The 15,990-nt window shown below is 72.6% G+C and carries 14 protein-coding genes; 11 read left to right on the forward strand and 3 right to left on the reverse strand.

Translation table 11 applies throughout. From position 1 onward, the window contains the following. Nucleotides 1–52 precede the first annotated feature (52 nt). A complete protein-coding gene (locus tag PV343_RS10965; protein WP_319146650.1) occupies nucleotides 53–1,642 on the forward strand; it encodes an amino acid adenylation domain-containing protein in 1,590 nt (529 codons plus the stop codon). Here the strand turns inward: PV343_RS10965 and PV343_RS10970 are convergent. Continuing rightward, a complete protein-coding gene (locus PV343_RS10970) occupies nucleotides 1,635–1,832 on the reverse strand; it encodes a hypothetical protein (RefSeq protein WP_319146651.1) in 198 nt (65 codons plus the stop codon). The genes PV343_RS10965 and PV343_RS10970 overlap by 8 nt on opposite strands. 300 nt (nucleotides 1,833–2,132) lie before the next feature. Here PV343_RS10970 and PV343_RS10975 point away from each other — a divergent pair, with 300 nt between their 5' ends. The 3 genes from PV343_RS10975 (at nucleotide 2,133) to PV343_RS10985 (ending at nucleotide 5,209) form a co-directional block, all read left to right on the forward strand. After that, nucleotides 2,133–2,591, forward strand: coding sequence for a YbhB/YbcL family Raf kinase inhibitor-like protein (locus PV343_RS10975; protein ID WP_319146652.1), 459 nt, complete (start codon nucleotides 2,133–2,135; stop codon nucleotides 2,589–2,591). Next, nucleotides 2,588–4,759 carry an FUSC family protein gene (locus tag PV343_RS10980; protein ID WP_319146653.1) on the forward strand — a complete coding sequence of 724 codons (2,172 nt, stop codon included), beginning with the start codon at nucleotides 2,588–2,590 and terminating at the stop codon, nucleotides 4,757–4,759. The genes PV343_RS10975 and PV343_RS10980 overlap by 4 nt, the downstream gene beginning before the upstream one ends. Before the next feature lie 171 nt (nucleotides 4,760–4,930). Continuing rightward, nucleotides 4,931–5,209, forward strand: a complete 279-nt coding sequence (locus PV343_RS10985; protein ID WP_319146654.1) for a GlsB/YeaQ/YmgE family stress response membrane protein — start codon at nucleotides 4,931–4,933, stop codon at nucleotides 5,207–5,209. A gap of 94 nt (nucleotides 5,210–5,303) precedes the next feature. Here the strand turns inward: PV343_RS10985 and PV343_RS10990 are convergent, their stop codons facing one another. Continuing rightward, entirely contained in the window at nucleotides 5,304–5,870 is a 567-nt protein-coding gene (locus PV343_RS10990; RefSeq protein ID WP_319146655.1) for a hypothetical protein, read from the reverse strand. 152 nt (nucleotides 5,871–6,022) lie between these two features. Here PV343_RS10990 and PV343_RS10995 point away from each other — a divergent pair, with 152 nt between their 5' ends. The 6 genes from PV343_RS10995 (at nucleotide 6,023) to PV343_RS11020 (ending at nucleotide 13,803) form a co-directional block, all read left to right on the forward strand. Continuing rightward, entirely contained in the window at nucleotides 6,023–7,144 is a 1,122-nt protein-coding gene (locus PV343_RS10995) for an ABC transporter substrate-binding protein (protein ID WP_415923478.1), read from the forward strand. Nucleotides 7,145–7,160: 16 nt separating this feature from the next. Further along, nucleotides 7,161–8,060, forward strand: a complete 900-nt coding sequence (locus tag PV343_RS11000; protein ID WP_319146657.1) for an amidohydrolase family protein — start codon at nucleotides 7,161–7,163, stop codon at nucleotides 8,058–8,060. 188 nt (nucleotides 8,061–8,248) lie between these two features. After that, the gene (locus tag PV343_RS11005; RefSeq protein ID WP_319146658.1) at nucleotides 8,249–9,190 is read left to right on the forward strand and encodes an ABC transporter ATP-binding protein; all 942 of its coding nucleotides are present in this window, start codon (nucleotides 8,249–8,251) and stop codon (nucleotides 9,188–9,190) included. After that, entirely contained in the window at nucleotides 9,187–10,542 is a 1,356-nt protein-coding gene (locus PV343_RS11010) for an ABC transporter permease (RefSeq protein WP_319146659.1), read from the forward strand. Before PV343_RS11005 ends, PV343_RS11010 begins: the two co-directional genes overlap by 4 nt. Nucleotides 10,543–10,546: 4 nt before the next feature. Beyond that, entirely contained in the window at nucleotides 10,547–13,294 is a 2,748-nt protein-coding gene (locus tag PV343_RS11015) for a bifunctional YncE family protein/alkaline phosphatase family protein (RefSeq protein WP_319146660.1), read from the forward strand. A gap of 155 nt (nucleotides 13,295–13,449) precedes the next feature. Next, nucleotides 13,450–13,803 carry a VOC family protein gene (locus PV343_RS11020; RefSeq protein ID WP_319146661.1) on the forward strand — a complete coding sequence of 118 codons (354 nt, stop codon included), beginning with the start codon at nucleotides 13,450–13,452 and terminating at the stop codon, nucleotides 13,801–13,803. A gap of 18 nt (nucleotides 13,804–13,821) precedes the next feature. Here PV343_RS11020 and PV343_RS11025 read toward each other — a convergent pair whose 3' ends face one another. Further along, a complete protein-coding gene (locus tag PV343_RS11025; protein ID WP_319146662.1) occupies nucleotides 13,822–15,507 on the reverse strand; it encodes a SpoIIE family protein phosphatase in 1,686 nt (561 codons plus the stop codon). A 248-nt stretch (nucleotides 15,508–15,755) separates the two neighbouring features. Here PV343_RS11025 and PV343_RS11030 point away from each other — a divergent pair, with 248 nt between their 5' ends. Continuing rightward, the gene (locus tag PV343_RS11030; RefSeq protein ID WP_319146663.1) at nucleotides 15,756–15,962 is read left to right on the forward strand and encodes a hypothetical protein; all 207 of its coding nucleotides are present in this window, start codon (nucleotides 15,756–15,758) and stop codon (nucleotides 15,960–15,962) included. Nucleotides 15,963–15,990: the final 28 nt, after the last annotated feature.

A 15,990-nucleotide genomic window follows, 5' to 3' on the forward strand; every position in this document is an offset into this window, starting at 1 on the left:
ACGCGCCAGCCGTTCGGCCGGGCGGTCGGCCAGGAAGCAGAAGGACGAGAGCATGGCCGATGAGCGGTTCGTCCCCCGGTTCCCCGCCGACACGCTCGACGCGTTCGCGCTGGCGCCGGTGTCCCGTACGCCGGACAAGCCCGCCGTCGTGGAGTCCGGCGCGGCCGGGGGAGTGACCTCGGTGTCGTACCGCGAACTCGCCCAGCGCGTCGAGGAGTACGCCAAACAGCTCACCGCGGCCGGCGTGCGGATCGGCGACCGGGTGGTGGTCGCGTCCCACACCTCGGCGTCGGCGATCGCGGTCCTGCTCGCCTGCGCGCGCGTGGGGGCCGTGTTCATCCCGGTGGACCCCGACATACCGGCGCTGCGGCTGGACTCCATCGTCGAGGCGACCGAGCCCGCGCTCGTCCTGCACCCCGCGGGCGTCCCCGCCCGGACCCCGTCCGGCGACACCCCGCTCGGCACCTTCGACGCCGAGGGCGGCATCGCCCTCGACGGGCCGGCGGACAGCGGGCGGCCCGGCCGTCGCACGGTGGTGGGTGGCGATCCGGCGTACATCATCTTCACCTCCGGCACCACCGGCCGCCCCAAGGGCGTCGTGATGAGCCACCACGCGGCACTGGCCTTCTACCGCGGCACCCAGCGCTTCGGCGCTGTGTCGCCCGACGACCGGGTGGCGAGCGCGTCGCCGCTGGCCTTCGACGTGGCGCTGTTCGACATCTGCGTGAGCCTGGGCACCGGCGCCACCCTGATCGCCGTGCCGCGCGCCCACCTCAGTTTCCCGCGCCGCCTGCTCGGCTTCCTGCGGGACACCGGGGCCACCGTCGTGCACGGCGTCCCGTCGCTGTGGCGACCGCTGCTGCGCCACGAACCCGAGGGCGTCGCGGCCCTCGGCGAACGGCTGCGCGGCATCCTGTTCGCCGGCGAGAACTTCCCCCTCGCCGACCTGCGCCGACTGCGGACCCTGCTGCCGCACCTGCGGGTCGTCAACGCGTTCGGCGCCACCGAGACCGTGGCCTGCTCCTTCTCCGAGGTGCCCGACCCGCTGCCGGAGGCCGCCGAGGCCCTGTCCATCGGGCGCGGCTACCCGGGCGCCGAGATCCTGCTCCTCGACGAGGCCGGCCTGCCGGTCGACGAGCCGGGGGTCGCGGGGGAGATGTACATTCGCTGCCCGTCGCTCTTCTCCGGGTACTGGGACGACCCGGAGGCGACCCGGGCGGCCCTGGTCCCGGACCCGCTCGAACCACGGTCGGGGCAACTGGTCTACCGCTCGGGCGACCTGGCCCACCGCGATCCCTCGGGCGAGCTGTACTTCTGCGGCCGCGCCGACTCCATGGTGAAGATACGCGGCAACAGGATCGAACTCGGCGAGGTGGAACGCCGGCTGGCCGAGCACCCCGGCGTGACCGCCGCGCTGGTCCTGGCCCTCGACGGCCACGACGGCGAAGCGGCCCTCACGGCCTTCGTCGTGGCGCCCGCGCCCGGGGCGACCCCGGCGGAGCTGGCCGAGCTGTGCCGGCGGTCCATGCCCGCGTACATGATCCCCAAGAGGTTCCTCTTCCTCCACGAGCTGCCCCTGAACGCCAACGGCAAGGCCGACCGCAAGGCGCTGACCGCACTGGCCGAGGCCGACGTCAGCTGACCGCGCCCGGCACCACGCGCTGCGCCCGCCGCATGAGGACGGACACCTGCTGCTCCGCCGAGGCGCGCGCCAGGTACTCACCGAAGAACTGCCCGCTGCGGCTGTAGACCTCGAACCGGTCGGCTATCTGGTGGATCCGGAAGCTGTCCGGGCCGGCGGCCGCAGCGTGCTGCGCTTCCTGAACGATCATGATTTCGTACCCTTCTCGACAAGGTGGGGGGCCATTCAGCGGAGCCCGTCCGTCGGACTGCTCATCAGTGTGGGCAGCCGGCCGGGCCCGTCACGTCGGCCGACCGGGGGACCGTGCGGTGGGCCCCGCTGTAGGCGCGCGGCGGGGGCCGTACGGAGGGAACGCCCCGCGGACGGCGGGGCGCACGACCGGATCGGTGCCGTGAGAGGAGCGCCGGGGCCGCCGCCCCGACCGCGCCACGCCACTCCGCACGCACCGCCTGACCGGGCCGGGCGGCCCGGTCTGGGGGACGATGAAGACATGAAGATCGAGAGTCCGTCCTTCCAGGACGGGGACTTCATCCCCGTCGAGCACTCCGCCGACGGCGCCGAGGTACCGGTGCCGCTCGAGTTCGACGCGGTGCCCGCCGACGCGGTGAGCCTGGCCCTGGTGGTGCACGACCCGGACGTACCGCGGGAACTGCGGCCGGACGGGAACTTCGACCACTGGGTGGTGTGGAACATCCCCGCCGGACAGCGGCGGATGTACCCCGACGACATCCAGGTCGGAGTGGTGGGCGCCGGCACCAGCAACATCCGCGCCTGGATCGGCCCCGCGCCCCCGCACGGGGACAAGGCACACCGCTACTTCTTCACGCTCTACGCCCTGGACACCGCCTTCGACCTGCCAGGAGAGGCCGGCCGCGGGGAACTGGAAGCCGCGATGCAGGGCCATGTGCTGGAGACGGCGGTACTGATGGGCCGCTTCCAGCGGGAGTGACCCGGCACCTCGCCGGCAGGCGCACCGCCGGGCTGTTCAGCCCGGCGCCCGGCAGCCGCCCGGCCGTCCTGGCCGGCCTCGGCAACGGGATCGTGATCAGTGCGCCGCTGCCGGCGGGCATCGCCGCGGGCAACCCGCAGGCGGCGGCCTGGGCGACCCTGGGCGCCTACCTGGCGGCGTTCACCAACAAGGGCGGCGCCCGCCGGCCGCGCACGCGCGGCCTGCTGGTGGCCGCCGTGGTGGACGCCGCCGTGTTCTGGATCGGCGCACGGGCGGCCGGTCTGTTCCCGGTGACGCTCGCCGTCCTCGCCGCCCTGGTGTTCCTCGCCGGCATGGGCTCGACCCTCCACCCCGCGCTCGAACGGCTCGGCACGATGCCCGCCACCGCGCTGCTCGTCGCCGCGGGAGCCGTCGGCACCACGCAGACACCGGCGCAGCTACGGCCCGCGGCACTGCTCGTGCTCGCCGGGGGACTGTGGTACGCCGTCGCCACCGCCGTCCTGACGCCCGCACCACGCCTGCGTGACGTCCTCCACACCCTCGCCCAGCCCTACCGCGCCGTCGGCCGCACACTGAGCGTCCTCGCCGACCCGCAGTTCCCGCGCACCGCCCTGGCGCCCACGGCGGACGCGCTGCGCAGGGCCGAGGAGGCCACCCGGGCCCTGCGCGGTCCCCAGGGGGACGAACACCTCGCCGAGCTGACCAACCCGCTCGTGCGCAAGGCCGCCACCCTGGCCGACCTCACCGCCGCGCTCGCCGCCACCGGTCCGCCGCCCGCCGCCGTCGCCACCCCCTACACCTCCGCGACCACCCGGGCCGCCCGGCAGCTCGCACGGCTGGCCGACGACCTCACCCGACGCCGGCCCGCCACCCCGCACGACAGCGCGCCGGAGACCTTCATGGCCCCGCTGGAGGCCGCCTGCGACCGGATGCGCGCCGAGAGCGCCGCGGGCACCCAGAGCTACCCCGACACGGCACGCGCCGGCCGCCAGCGCCGCCTGCTGAGCCGTATCGACGCCGTCGTCACCGCCGCTCGGACCGACGTCCACCGGCTCGTCCAGCTCGCCCGGACCCCGCTGCCCCCGCCCGCCGCCCGGGCGCCGCGCCCGACGGCGGCCCGCCTGCGCGGCATCATGACCCTCACCTCGGCCACCTTCCGCCACGCCCTGCGCGCCACCACCGTCAGCACCGCGGTCTTCGCGCTCACCCAGGCCACCACGCTGCCGCACGGCGAATGGGCGACCCTGGCCGTCCTGCGCGTGCTGCGCCCCCAGTACGCCGCCACCCGTGAACGCGTCGTCCAGCGCGTCGTCGGCAACCTCGTCGGCGGCTCGTGCGCCGCCCTGCTCATCGCGGCGGTGCACACCCAGGCCGCCATCAGCCTCATCCTGTTCGTGATCATCACGGCGGGCTTCACCCTGCGGCCGGTCAACTACGCCTTCTGGGTCATCTTCGGCACGCCCGTCGTCCTGCTGATCGGCGACGTCTCCCACCCCGGCGACTGGCACGACGCCCTCATCCGCATCGCCATGACCTTCCTCGGCACGGCCGCGGCGCTGCTCGGCAGCCGCCTGCTGTGGCCCAGCTGGGAACACCCGCGGCTGGCCGCCGAGACGGATCACGCCCGCCGGGCCACCGCCGCCTACCTCGACACCGCCCTGCGTTCCCTCGCCCGGCCGGACCCGGACGGCGACCTGGTCCCCGCCCGGGCGGCGGCCGAGAAAGCCGTGGCACGAGCCCAGAGCACGGCCCACCACGCCCACCGAGAACCCGGCCACGACCGGACCGCCCTCGACCGGGAGGCCGCCACCGTCGCGGCCCTGGACAGGCTGGTCGCGCTGATCGCCGCCCTGATGACGCACCGCACCACCCGCGCGGCGCACGTCCCCGCGCTCGACCTCTACACCGGCCACGCGGCGCCGGCCCTCGACCCGCCGCAGGGCGAGGACCCCGCCGTGCACACCGACGCCCTCGCCGAGGCGGTCGAGGAGATGTCCCTCTACCTCGAGGACCTCCACACCCGGCGGCGCCGGGAACTGGCCACCGAGCGCACCGGCGACACCGCGGTCCGCGTCTCGATCCGGGAGACGGCACCCGTCGTCGAACTCCTCGCCACCATCGCCGACACCCTCCCCGAGCCAGGACCGGGCCTGTCGGCGGCCACCTGACCGGGGCAGCGGCCCGCACTCCGGGAAGACCTCGGCCGTGCCGGCGAGCGGCACGCGACCGCCCGTGAATCCGCTCGTGGACAGGGAACTGACGAAGGAGACGTTTGTCGGAAGGAATCCGGTGCACAAGGGAGCTAACAAAATCCTTATCCGAGCAACTGGAGGGGCACCATGGGAATTCTCGCGTGGATCATCATCGGGCTGCTGGCCGGCGCCATCGCCAAGGCCCTGATGCCGGGCAAGGACCCCGGTGGCATCATCATCACCATGCTCATCGGGATCGCGGGCGGTCTCCTCGGTGGCTGGCTGGGCAAGGTCATCTTCGGTGTCGACTCCGTCGACGGGTTCTTCGACCTCTCGACCTGGATCGCCGCGATAGTCGGCTCCCTCATCCTGCTCGCCCTGTACCGCCTCTTCACCGGCAGCCGGCACTCGCACCGCCACGCGTGACCGCACTGGCCGCTCACGCCGGACGGCTCCCTCCCGCTCACGGGACGGGAGCCGTCGGTGTTTTCCGGCCCGGGTTCCCGAGGGACCGGGCGGGTCAGTCGCCGGTCTCGTCCTCCGGCTCGGGGCCGGGCGCGTCCCCGATGGCCACGCGCAGGTCGTGCATCCCCTGCAGGATGTCGATCAGGGCCTCCTCCGCACCGCTCAGAGCGTGCCGGGTCCCCTCCGCGTCGTCGCGATCGGCGTGCAACTGGGCGCTCAGTGCGTACACCGCCGTCATGACGGCCGCGAAGGCCGCCTCCCGGCCCGGCGGCAGCTCCTCCGCCTCCGGTTCGGAGACCTGCAGCGCGGTGCGCTGCAGCCGGTTCGTCACCACGTTCACCGCGACGCCGGGATCCTCTCCCAACTGCTCCCCCCAGCCGAGCAACGTCTCCAGGACGTCCTCGAGCTCCCCGTCCTCGGTCAGCCGGGTCGCGGCGGTGATCTCGAGCTCCGTCTTCGCCAGCAGTCGGCCGAGCAGGCGCAGGCGGTCCTCGTCCGGCGCCTCCTCGCCCCGCGTCTCCCCGGGCCGCCGCTGCGCATCCGCCTCCGCCTCCGCCGCCAGGGCGGTCAGCGCCGCGCGGATCTGGTCAGCGGTCACCGGGTGCTCACTGATGTTGCTCACACCTCCAGCTTCACCCAGTGACGGCCCGGCCGCCCGCCCGGAGCGGCCGATGTGCCGCCGGCCGCCATCCCACGCGGGACGTCCCGGGCCCGGCATCCGGCGCACACATAATCGGTTGCGGGCCGCCGACGGCGGTGGATGCAATGTCCGGCATGGCCAGCAGCGCACACCCGCCCCGGCGGCACGAGACGGAGCGCGCCGACGGCTCACCCGTCAGGATCGGCGCCCTCGTGCCGTTGACCCGGCCCGGCTGGGCCGAGGCGGGCCGGCACCTGCTGACCGGTCTCGAGCTGGCGGTCGACGAGGTCAACGACGCGGGCGGGATCGGCGGCAGCCCACTCGACCTGGTGGTCCGCGACACGGCGGCCGACCCGCGGCAGGCGGCGGCGGCCGTCGACGAACTGTCCGATCTGGGCGTGGCCGCCCTGGCGGGGGAGTACCACAGCGTCGTCGCCCGCACCGCCGCCGCCCGGGCCGACGCACTCGGCCTTCCGTTCCTCTGTTCCTCGGCCGTCATCGACGCGCTCACCGAGCAGCCCACTCGGTGGGTCGCGCGGCTCGCCCCGGCGCAGTCCCACGGCTGGCGGACCTACGCGGACTTCCTCCTCGGTGCGGGCCACAGCCGGATCGCCGTGGCGGCCCAGCCCAGCGTCTACTGGGCCTCGGGGACCCGCATCCTGCGGGACCACCTCGCCGCCCGCGGCGCCACCCTCGTCGAACTCGACATGAGCGCACGGCCCGTGACAGCGGTGTGCGACGCACTCGCCGACCAGCGCGCGACGGCCCTGCTCCTGCTGGTCGGCCACCCCGAGCCGGCGGTGTCGCTCGTCCGGTCGGTCCGCCGCGACCAGCGCCTCGACGGTGTCCTGATGGGCGCTCCGGCCGGACAGCCGGAGTTCGCCGAATGGACCGGGGAACTGGGCGCCGACGGCGCCGGCATCCCGTTCCTGCGCTACCTGCCCGAACGACTCGGCCCCCGCGGAGCACGCGTCGGGGCGGCACTGCGCGAACGGTTGGGCCGGACGCCCTCCTTCGTCGCCTTCGAGGGCTACGACACGGTCGCCGTCCTCGCCGAGGTGCTGCGTGCCCACGGCACGGACCGGGCACGCGTCGCCGGGTCCTGGCCGCATGTCGCGGTCGAAGGCACCCGTGGGAAGATCCGGTTCTCCCGCACGCCGGGCACGGGCGTGTGGCAGTGGGCATGGCCGCCCGTCCAGGTCGTCGACCGGGACCCGGCGGAACCCGCCCGTTTCCGGATCCTGCACACCGGCTGAGAGAAGGCGGTACCTGGTGAGTTCCATCCGCACGGCGACGGAGGAGGAGGCCGGCGAGGTCCGCCGCTTCTGGCACGGGCTCGGCCTTCCCGGACTCATCGACGTCCACACCCACTTCATGCCGGAGCGGGTCCTGCACAAGGTGTGGGAGTACTTCGACACCAACGGGCCGCTGATCGGCGGCCTGGAGTGGCCCATCACCTACCGGGCCGAGGAAGAGGAACGTACGGCCGTACTGCGCCAGTTCGGGGTGCGGGCCTTCACCTCCATGCTCTACCCCCACAAGCCCGACATGGCCCGCTGGCTGAACGGCTGGGCGGTCGACTTCGCCCGCCGCACCCCCGGCTGCCTTCACACCGCCACCCTCTACCCGGAGCCGGACGCCGAGTCCTACGTCCGGGAGGCGGTCGAAGCCGGGGCGCGGGTGTTCAAGGCACATGTCCAGGTGGGCGCGTACGACCCGGCCGACGAACGTCTCCAGCGGGCCTGGGGGCTGCTGGCCGAGGCTCGGATCCCCGTGGTGGTGCACTGCGGCTCGGGTCCCGCGCCCGGCAAGCACACCGGACCCGAGCCGATCGCGCGGGTGCTGGCACGCCACCCCGAACTGCGGCTGATCGTCGCGCACATGGGCATGCCCGAGTACGAGGAGTTCCTCGACCTCGCCGAACGGTACGAGCAGGTGCGCCTCGACACCACGATGGTGTTCACCGACTTCAGCGAGGGATTCATGCCGTTCCCGCGCCGGGCCCTGCCACGGCTCGCCGCCCTGGGCGACCGCATCCTGCTCGGCTCCGACTTCCCCAACATCCCCTACCCCTACCTGCACCAGCTGAAGGCCCTGGAACGGCTGGGACTCGGCCGGGAGTGGCTGCGGGCCGTCTGCCACGACAACGCGGCCCGCCTGTTCGCCCTCTGACCGCCGCCGCCCTTCCCCACCCGCAGGTGATCCCCGGGGGATGACCGGGTCTGGCTCGATGCCGACTGTTTTGCGCCTCCCGGACTTACAACCCCTTGACGATCCGTTCCATGAGCGTTCAATTGGCCGTCTGTGCGCGCGTTGTGTGCCCTCCCTAAGGTCCCTGAAGGTTTCGGAAGAAGGGACTCATGGACTCACTCCTTGCGGTCCGGGCTCGTGGGATCACCAAGTGTTTCGGCGACGTCGTCGCGCTCGACGGCGTCGACCTGGATGTGGCGCGGGGTCAGATCCACGGCCTGGTCGGACCGAACGGAGCCGGCAAGACGACCCTGCTCGGCCTCCTGCTCGGTCTGTCCGCCGCCGACGGCGGCAGCCTCGAGATCCTGGGCACACCGGTCCGGCGGGCGCTCACCGCTCCCGACGGCGTCGCCGGATTCGTGGACGGCCCCGGTCTCTACCCCTCGCTCACCGCCCGGCAGAACCTCACCGCCCTGGCCGCTCTGCGCGGACGCGACGCGAGGACGGCCGGGGTCGACGACGTGCTCGACCAGGTCGGGCTCACCGACGTCGCCGACGACCAGGCCCGTGGCTTCTCCCTCGGCATGCGTCAGCGGCTCGGGCTCGCCGCGGCCCTGCTCACCAAGCCCCGGCTGCTCGTGCTGGACGAGCCCGCCAACGGCCTCGACCCGGCCGGGAAGAGGCACGTGCACGGAGTCCTGACCCGGCTCGCCGCGGACGGCACCGGCGTCGTGCTCTCCAGCCACCGCATGGACGACCTTCAGGCCCTGTGCTCCGACGTCACCATCCTCGCCACCGGACGCGTCGTCTTCTCCGGCCCGCTCGGCAAGCTGGCCGCGGAGAACCGCGAACTCGACTACCGGCTGATCACTTCGGACCCGCACACCGCCCGCCGGCTGGCCGCCGACGCCCCCGGAGTCCGGATCGTCGACGACACCGGAGCACGGCACGACGCCGACGCACTGATACTGCGCGCCCTGGTGCCCGCCCTGGACGAGTTCGTGGCACGACTTGTGGGCGGGGGCGTCGCGCTGCGCGAACTCGCCCCCGTGGTCTCGCCGCTGGAAGCCGCGTTCCTCGCCCTCACCGAGTCACAGGAGACCGGCCGATGACCACGACCGTCGCCGACGGCAACGTTGCCACCGCCCGCCCCGTCTCGGTCACTCGCGGCTACCGCTTCGAGATGTTCAAGCTGGTCGCGCAGTGGCGGATCCGCCTGCTCGTCCTCGCCTGCTGGATCGCGCCGGGACTCTTCGTCGCCGCGGTCAGCGGACAGAGCACGCTGCCCGTCGACACCCTCTTCGGCCGCTGGATGCACGCCACCGGCTGGGCCGGACCGCTGGTGACCCTCGGCTTCGCCGGTACCTGGGCACTGCCGCTGCTCACCTCGGTGGTCGCCGGCGACGTGTTCGCCTCCGAGGACCGGCTCGGTACCTGGCGCCACCTGCTCGTGGTGGTCCGGTCGCCCGCGCGGATCTTCGCCGCCAAGGCGCTGGCCAGCCTCACCGTTCTCCTGGTGCTCGTGGCCGGGCTCGCCTGCTCCAGTGCCGTCGGCGGCATCCTGGCGGTCGGCAACCAGCCGCTGGTCGGCCTCGACGGCCACCTGCTGGCCCCCGGGGACGCCGCGGCGAAGGTCCTGCTCGCCTGGGTCTGCGCACTCGCCCCGACCCTGGCACTCGCCGCGATCGGGCTCCTCGGTTCGGTCACCCTGGGGCGCTCCCCGATGGGACTGCTGGTGCCCGCGGTCGTCGCGCTCGCGATGCAGCTCGCCCAGATGCTGCCGCTGCCCGCCGACGTACGACTCGCCCTGCCCGGCTACGCCTTCATCGCCTGGAACGGCCTGTTCACCAGCCCGGTCCAACTCGGCCCGCTCCTCATCGGCGTCACGGTGAGCCTGCTGTGGACGGTGGTCGCGACCGCGGCGGCCTACCTGCTGTTCGTACGGCGCGACTTCACCAGCGCCGGCTACGACGGCCCCGGGCGGCGCGCGGTCACCGCCGGCGTCCTGCCGCCGGCCGGGCTGGTCGCCGTGACCGTCGCCGTCGTCGCCGCGACGACGGGGGCCACGGGCTCCGGGATCGAACAGGCCAAGGTGCAGCGCTCGCTCGCCACGGCCTTCGCCCACCTCTACCGCATGCAGACCGAGCAGCTCAACCGCCCCCACGTCACCGAAGCCCAGCTCAAGGCCACGGCCACCTGCGACAAAGGCAGCATCAGGGTCGCCGCCGAAGGAGCGGGCAACGACTGGCGGTGTGTCGTCTCCTGGCACCTCCCCGGCGTCGAGGCCGCGGGCACGGCCGTCTACCAACTCGACGTCACCCCGGACGGGCGGTTCATGGCCGACGGCGATGGACCGAAGGAAGTGAACGGCTACTTCCTGGTGCGCACCCCGAGCGGCGACGCACCGAACCCCCTTTGGCAGTTCGACGGCAACGTCGAGCTTCTCCGCGCCTCGAAGGAATGACTCCATGCAGGTAACCCGCAACCGCCGGACCGTCGAGACGAGCCTTCTCGGCAGACGAACCGGTCGTCGGAGCACCCTCACGGCAGCCGCGACCGCGGTCGTCCTGGCCGTCACCGCCGGCGTCGGCTACGCCCAGACCCACCAGTTCGGCACCGATCAGGTCGGCCAGACCACCGACCGGGGCCAGGTCATCTCCAGCGACCAGTACATCGCCCCGTACGGCGACCGCCTCGTCGTCAACAACGGCAAGATCATGTCGTCCTCCGTCAGCCCGGACGGCACCCACCTCGCGGCCGCCGTCACCGACGGCGGGAGCGCGCTGGCCATCGTCGACGTGCACGGCTGGAAGGTGCAGCAGGTCGTCGGCACCGCCGCCTCGTCGGTGCCGCGCCTGAGCAGCAACAGCGTGGGCCAGGAGGGCCCCACGTACTCGCCAGACGGCAAGCAGCTCTGGCTCGGCCAGACCGACGGCTACACCCGGTTCACGGTGAACCCGGACGGCACCGTCACCGACCCGAAGTCGATCAAGATCCCGGCGGACGGGACGAAGCACGCCCTGGTCGGCGAGGCGGTCTTCTCCTCCGACGGCTCCACCGTGTACGCGGCCGTCAACGGCCAGAACCGGGTGGTCGCCCTCGACGCGGCGACCGGCGCGGTCAAGCAGAGCTGGGCGGTCGGCAACGCCCCGCGCGACATGGTCCAGGTCGGCGACAAGCTCTACGTCGGCAACGAGGGCGGCCGACCGGCGCAGCCGGGCGACACCACCATGAACTCGTACGGCACCCAGGTCCCCGCGAACCCGAAGACCGGGGCCACCACCACCGGTTCGGTCAGCGTCATCGACCTGGCGAACCCGGAGGCCACCCCGTCGAGCATCGACGTCGGCCTGCATCCCACGGCCCTGTACGCCAAGGGCAGGGCGCTGTTCGTCACCAACACCGCCACCAACGACGTGTCCGTCATCGACACCGCCAAGGACAAGGTCGTCCAGACCATCGACACCCGGCCGTGGCCGGAGGCGTCGGTCGGCTACGAGCCCGATGCCGTGACGCTCACCGACGACGGCCGCCTGCTGGTGACGCTCGGCCGGGCCAACGCCGTCGCCGTCTACCGCTACAAGGGCCCGCAGGAGCCCGTCAGTTACGTCGGACTGCTCCCGACGGACTACTTCCCCGCCGAGATCACCACCGTCGGCGACCAGGTGCTGGTCTCCAACACCCGTGGCATCGACGCCCGCCGCCCCACCACCGGCGCCGGACACGGCACCCACGACACCACGTCGAGCCTCCAGCGCTTCACGCTGCCGGACGACAGCGTCATCAGGTCGCAGACGGCCAAGGTCTTCAGGCAGAACGGCTGGGCCCCCGGCTCGGTCAAGGTCGCCAAGGGCAAGGGGCACGCCAGGCCGGTCCCCGTCCCGCAGCGGCTGGGCGACCCGTCGACGATCAAGCACGTCTTCCTGATCGTCAAAGAGAACCGCACCTACGACCAGGTCTTCGGCGACATCCCGAAGGGCAACGGCGACCCCTCGGTGACCCAGTTCGGCGAGAACGTGACGCCGAATCAGCATGCCCTGGCCGAGCAGTTCGGGCTGTACGACAACACCTACGACATCGGCACGAACTCCGCCGAGGGCCACAACTGGCTCATGCAGGCCGACGACCCCGAGTACACCGAGTCCTCGGCCGGCGAGTACGCCCGCAGCTACGACACCGAGGACGACGCGCTCGGCCACCAGAAGTCCGGCTTCCTGTGGACCGGCGCGCAGGCGGCGGACAAGACCGTCCGGGACTTCGGCGAGTTCCAGTCGATCGAGAGCAAGCCGGCCGACGCGTCCTGGCAGAACCTGTACTGCGACGCCAAGAACATGGCCGCGACCGGGCAGAGCACCGCCTACCCGATCAAGACGGGATCGGCGATCCCGTCGCTCAACGACGTGTCCGTGCCGGGCTTCCCGATGTTCGACACGAGCGTCCCGGACGTCTACAAGTACGAGATCTGGAAGCAGGACTTCGAGGAGAACGGCCCGGCGAACCTGAACATGTTCTGGCTCTCCAACGACCACACCGGTGGTCCGGCGAGCCCGGCGGCCCAGGTGGCGGACAACGACCTCGCGGTCGGCAGGATGGTCGACGAGATCTCGCACAGCAAGTACTGGAAGGACTCGGCGATCTTCGTCGTCGAGGACGACTCCCAGGCCGGCCTCGACCACGTCGACGGCCACCGCGCCCCGATCCAGATCATCAGCCCCTGGGCCCGGCACGGCACCGTCGACAGCCACTACTACTCGCAGATCACGGCGATCCGCACCATAGAGCAGATCCTCGGTATCCACCCGATGAACCAGAAGGACAGCGCGGCCAGCCCGATGGCCGGCGCCTTCACCCGCAAGCCGGACTTCACGCCGTTCACGGCGCTGCCCAACCGCACCTCGCTGACCGACGGCCTGAAGACCCCGCCCGCCTGCGGCGTGGACACCCCGGCCCCGCAGGACCCCAAGGCGGCGCCCGTACCGTCGTCGAAGGTCCCCGCGGACAAGCGGCAGCTCGCCGCGACGTGGGACACCTGGAAGTCCAAGCAGCGGCTCACCGGCCCGCACGCCGTGCCCGACTACGCCAACCCCGCGCAGTTGAACCACCTCACGTGGTACCAGACGCACAACTGGGCCAAGCCGTACCCCGGTGAGAACGAGATCTACGCGCCGAACGACGTGCCGGGCGCCTACATCCCGTCGTCGGAGTCCGACGGCTGACGCACCCGACCGCCTGACCGACCGCCTGAGCGCCTGAGCGTTTCATGGTCTCGAGGCCCCTTGGCCTGCCGCACCGCCGGCCAGGGGGTCTCCGCGCGGCTTGCGCCGCGGGGCGGAGTCCGCCCGTGCGGTCTCCGGCCTGGCAGGATGTCCGCATGGAACGTGTACTCGGGATCGGCGGATACTTCCTGCGGGCCACCGCCCCCGCTGCTCTGAGCGCCTGGTACCGCGACTGCCTGGGCCTGGACGCCGACGAGAACGGCCTGTGGCAGCAGCAGCCCGGGCCGACCGTGTTCGCCGCGTTCGAGGCCGACACCGACTACTTCGGGTCCCGCGCCCAGGGGACCATGCTCAACTTCCGCGTCCGGGACCTGGACGCGATGCTCGCGCAACTGCGCGCCAAGGGCGCGGACGTGGCCCCCGAGACGCAGGAGATGGACGGCGTCGGCCGATTCGGCTGGGTCACCGATCCCGAGGGCAACCGGATCGAGCTGTGGCAGGCCGCCTGACCACGTCCCCCCGGTACCTCAGAAGAAGACGTCGGGCTCGTACCGTACGGCCAGCAGCGCCACGTCGTCGTCGTTGTCCTGCGGCCGCGCCCGCGCCAGCAACTGGTCCGTGAAGGACTCCAACGGGCGATGGGCCAGGGACGCGGCATGACGTCGCAGCCGCTCCAGACCCTCGTCCAGGACGCGGCCCGGGGACTCGATCAGGCCGTCCGTGTAGAGGAGCAGGGTCGCCCCCGGCGGCACTTCCGCCGTCGCGTCGGGACGGACCTGTGCGGGTGTGACACCCAGCAGGATCCCGTGGCCGTCGGTCAGATAGCGGGCCGCGCCGTCCTTGGTGACCAGCAGCGGCGGAGGATGGCCCGCGTTGGTCCACGACAACTCGCACTGCCCGGCGTCGTTCTCGCCCATGCGCGCGAAGACCAGCGTGGCCATGGAGACCTCCGCGACGTCCAGCGTCGCCTGGTCGAGCCATTCCACGATCTTGCTCGGCGGCTTCTGCTGGGACAGGGCGTACGCCCGCAGCATGTTGCGCAGCTGGGCCATGCCGGCCGCCGCCTCCAGGTCATGGCCGACGACGTCGCCGATGGCCAGGGCGGTGGCGCCGTCCATCAGGGTGAACGCGTCGTACCAGTCGCCACCGACCTCCGAGGCGTCCGGCGCGGGCAGGTACCGGGCGGTCATGCTGCGGCCCGGGGTGCGCGGGAGCTTCGGCAGCAGATGGCGCTGCATGGTCTCGGCGACCTTGCGCTGGCGCTGGTAGAGGCGGGCGTTCTCCAGCGCCAGGCTCGCCCGCCGGGCGATGTCCTCCAGCAGGGCGATGTCGGCCCCGGTGAACCGATCGGGCTGTTCGGCACGGCCGAGGGTGAGGGCGCCCATGACGTCGTGCAGGCTGCGGAGGGGGACCACGACGGCCGCGTGCATGCCGGTCGCCTCGAACAGACGCCGCTGCTCCACCGCGATGCCGGAGTCCGGCGGGCCCTGATAGGTCTCCGGGCCCGCGCGCGAGGACGCGACCCCGCGCAGCGCACGGGACAGGGGCATCGGTGACTCCTGGGGCACGGGCGGCATGGGCCCCTGAAGATCGTTCCGGAACTCCACGGAGCCCCCTTCGGCGTGGGCGACGGCGAAGCGCCACACCTCGTCCCGCTCGCTGAGCAGGTCGATGACGGCCCAGTCGGCGATGCGGGGCACGACGAGGGTGATCAGACGGCGCAGTGCCTCGTGGATGTCGAGGGTGGAGGTGAGCAGGGTGGTCGTCTGAGCGAGCAGGGCGAGCCGTTCCAGCTCGGAGAGCCGCCCGCCGCCCCGCGACTGCTCGCCGGGCCGCCCGGTCGTGGGGTGGAAGAGGACGAGCGTGGCCCGCGCGTGGACACCCGGGTCGTAGGGGGTGGCGAGCCACGCCACCGGCAGCAGGGTGCCGTCCCCGCGCCGCAACCACTCGTCCGCGCCCTGCTCCGTGCGTCCGTCGAGGACGCTCTGCCGCATCCGGCACTGGTCCCTGGGCACGGTCTCCCCGTCGCTGGTGCGGTGCAGCAGGTCGTGGGCGTCCCGGCCGACCAGCTCGGACGCGGGGCGGCCCACGAGCCGCTCGCCCTGCTCGTTGACGGCGAGGATGAGGCCCCGCTCATCCGCCAGGAGCGCGCCCGCGCCGAGGGCGCCGATGACCCTGGCAAGCGCTTCCCGTGCATCGTCCGAGCCCTTCATCGACTGTCTCCCGTCCATCCCGGAGAGGTCTCCCGGCCGCCCCGGCACCGCCTCGGTCCCGCCTGTGCCTGCCGCCCCTGGCGGGTTCCCCCTCGTGACGGCTGTGAAGCCCGAGGTGAGAGGCGGTCGCACCTGTGCTCACCCAAGCGTCACCGCCTTGACAGGTGACGCTTGGGAGGTGCAGGCTGAGTGCCATCGAGCCCGTCGGCGGGCTCACCCCGAGAAATCAAGGCCAAGGGGGAGTCACCATGGAGACCGAGTCCGCGTCCGACACGACAACGACAACGGCGGCGGCAGCACGGCATGCGCGGTTCGGCAAGCTGCCGGAGCGCATCCGCTTCCACGAGATGACCGAGGAGAAGCAGGCCGCGCCGAGCGCCTCGGCGGTCGGCTCCTACGACCCCGAAGCCTCCTGGAACCACTTCTCCTGCCTGGCCCTCGACCTGGGCCTCTGAGCGGTCACGGCGCGGGCCGGCCGCCGAC

The sequence above is a fragment of the Streptomyces sp. WI03-4A genome, assembly GCF_033792105.1.
Lineage (GTDB): Bacteria > Actinomycetota > Actinomycetes > Streptomycetales > Streptomycetaceae > Streptomyces > Streptomyces collinus_A.

Excerpts from the sequence above, each read along its gene's own strand:
- PV343_RS10965 (WP_319146650.1), top strand. The coding sequence starts at position 53 with ATGGCCGATGAGCGGTTCGTCCCCCGGTTCCCCGCCGACACGCTCGAC.
- PV343_RS10970 (WP_319146651.1), bottom strand. The coding sequence starts at position 1,832 with ATGATCGTTCAGGAAGCGCAGCACGCTGCGGCCGCCGGCCCGGACAGC.
- PV343_RS10975 (WP_319146652.1), top strand. The coding sequence starts at position 2,133 with ATGAAGATCGAGAGTCCGTCCTTCCAGGACGGGGACTTCATCCCCGTC.
- PV343_RS10985 (WP_319146654.1), top strand. The coding sequence starts at position 4,931 with ATGGGAATTCTCGCGTGGATCATCATCGGGCTGCTGGCCGGCGCCATC.
- PV343_RS10995 (WP_415923478.1), top strand. The coding sequence starts at position 6,023 with ATGGCCAGCAGCGCACACCCGCCCCGGCGGCACGAGACGGAGCGCGCC.
- PV343_RS11005 (WP_319146658.1), top strand. The coding sequence starts at position 8,249 with ATGGACTCACTCCTTGCGGTCCGGGCTCGTGGGATCACCAAGTGTTTC.
- PV343_RS11010 (WP_319146659.1), top strand. The coding sequence starts at position 9,187 with ATGACCACGACCGTCGCCGACGGCAACGTTGCCACCGCCCGCCCCGTC.
- PV343_RS11015 (WP_319146660.1), top strand. The coding sequence starts at position 10,547 with ATGCAGGTAACCCGCAACCGCCGGACCGTCGAGACGAGCCTTCTCGGC.
- PV343_RS11020 (WP_319146661.1), top strand. The coding sequence starts at position 13,450 with ATGGAACGTGTACTCGGGATCGGCGGATACTTCCTGCGGGCCACCGCC.
- PV343_RS11025 (WP_319146662.1), bottom strand. The coding sequence starts at position 15,507 with ATGAAGGGCTCGGACGATGCACGGGAAGCGCTTGCCAGGGTCATCGGC.
- PV343_RS11030 (WP_319146663.1), top strand. The coding sequence starts at position 15,756 with ATGGAGACCGAGTCCGCGTCCGACACGACAACGACAACGGCGGCGGCA.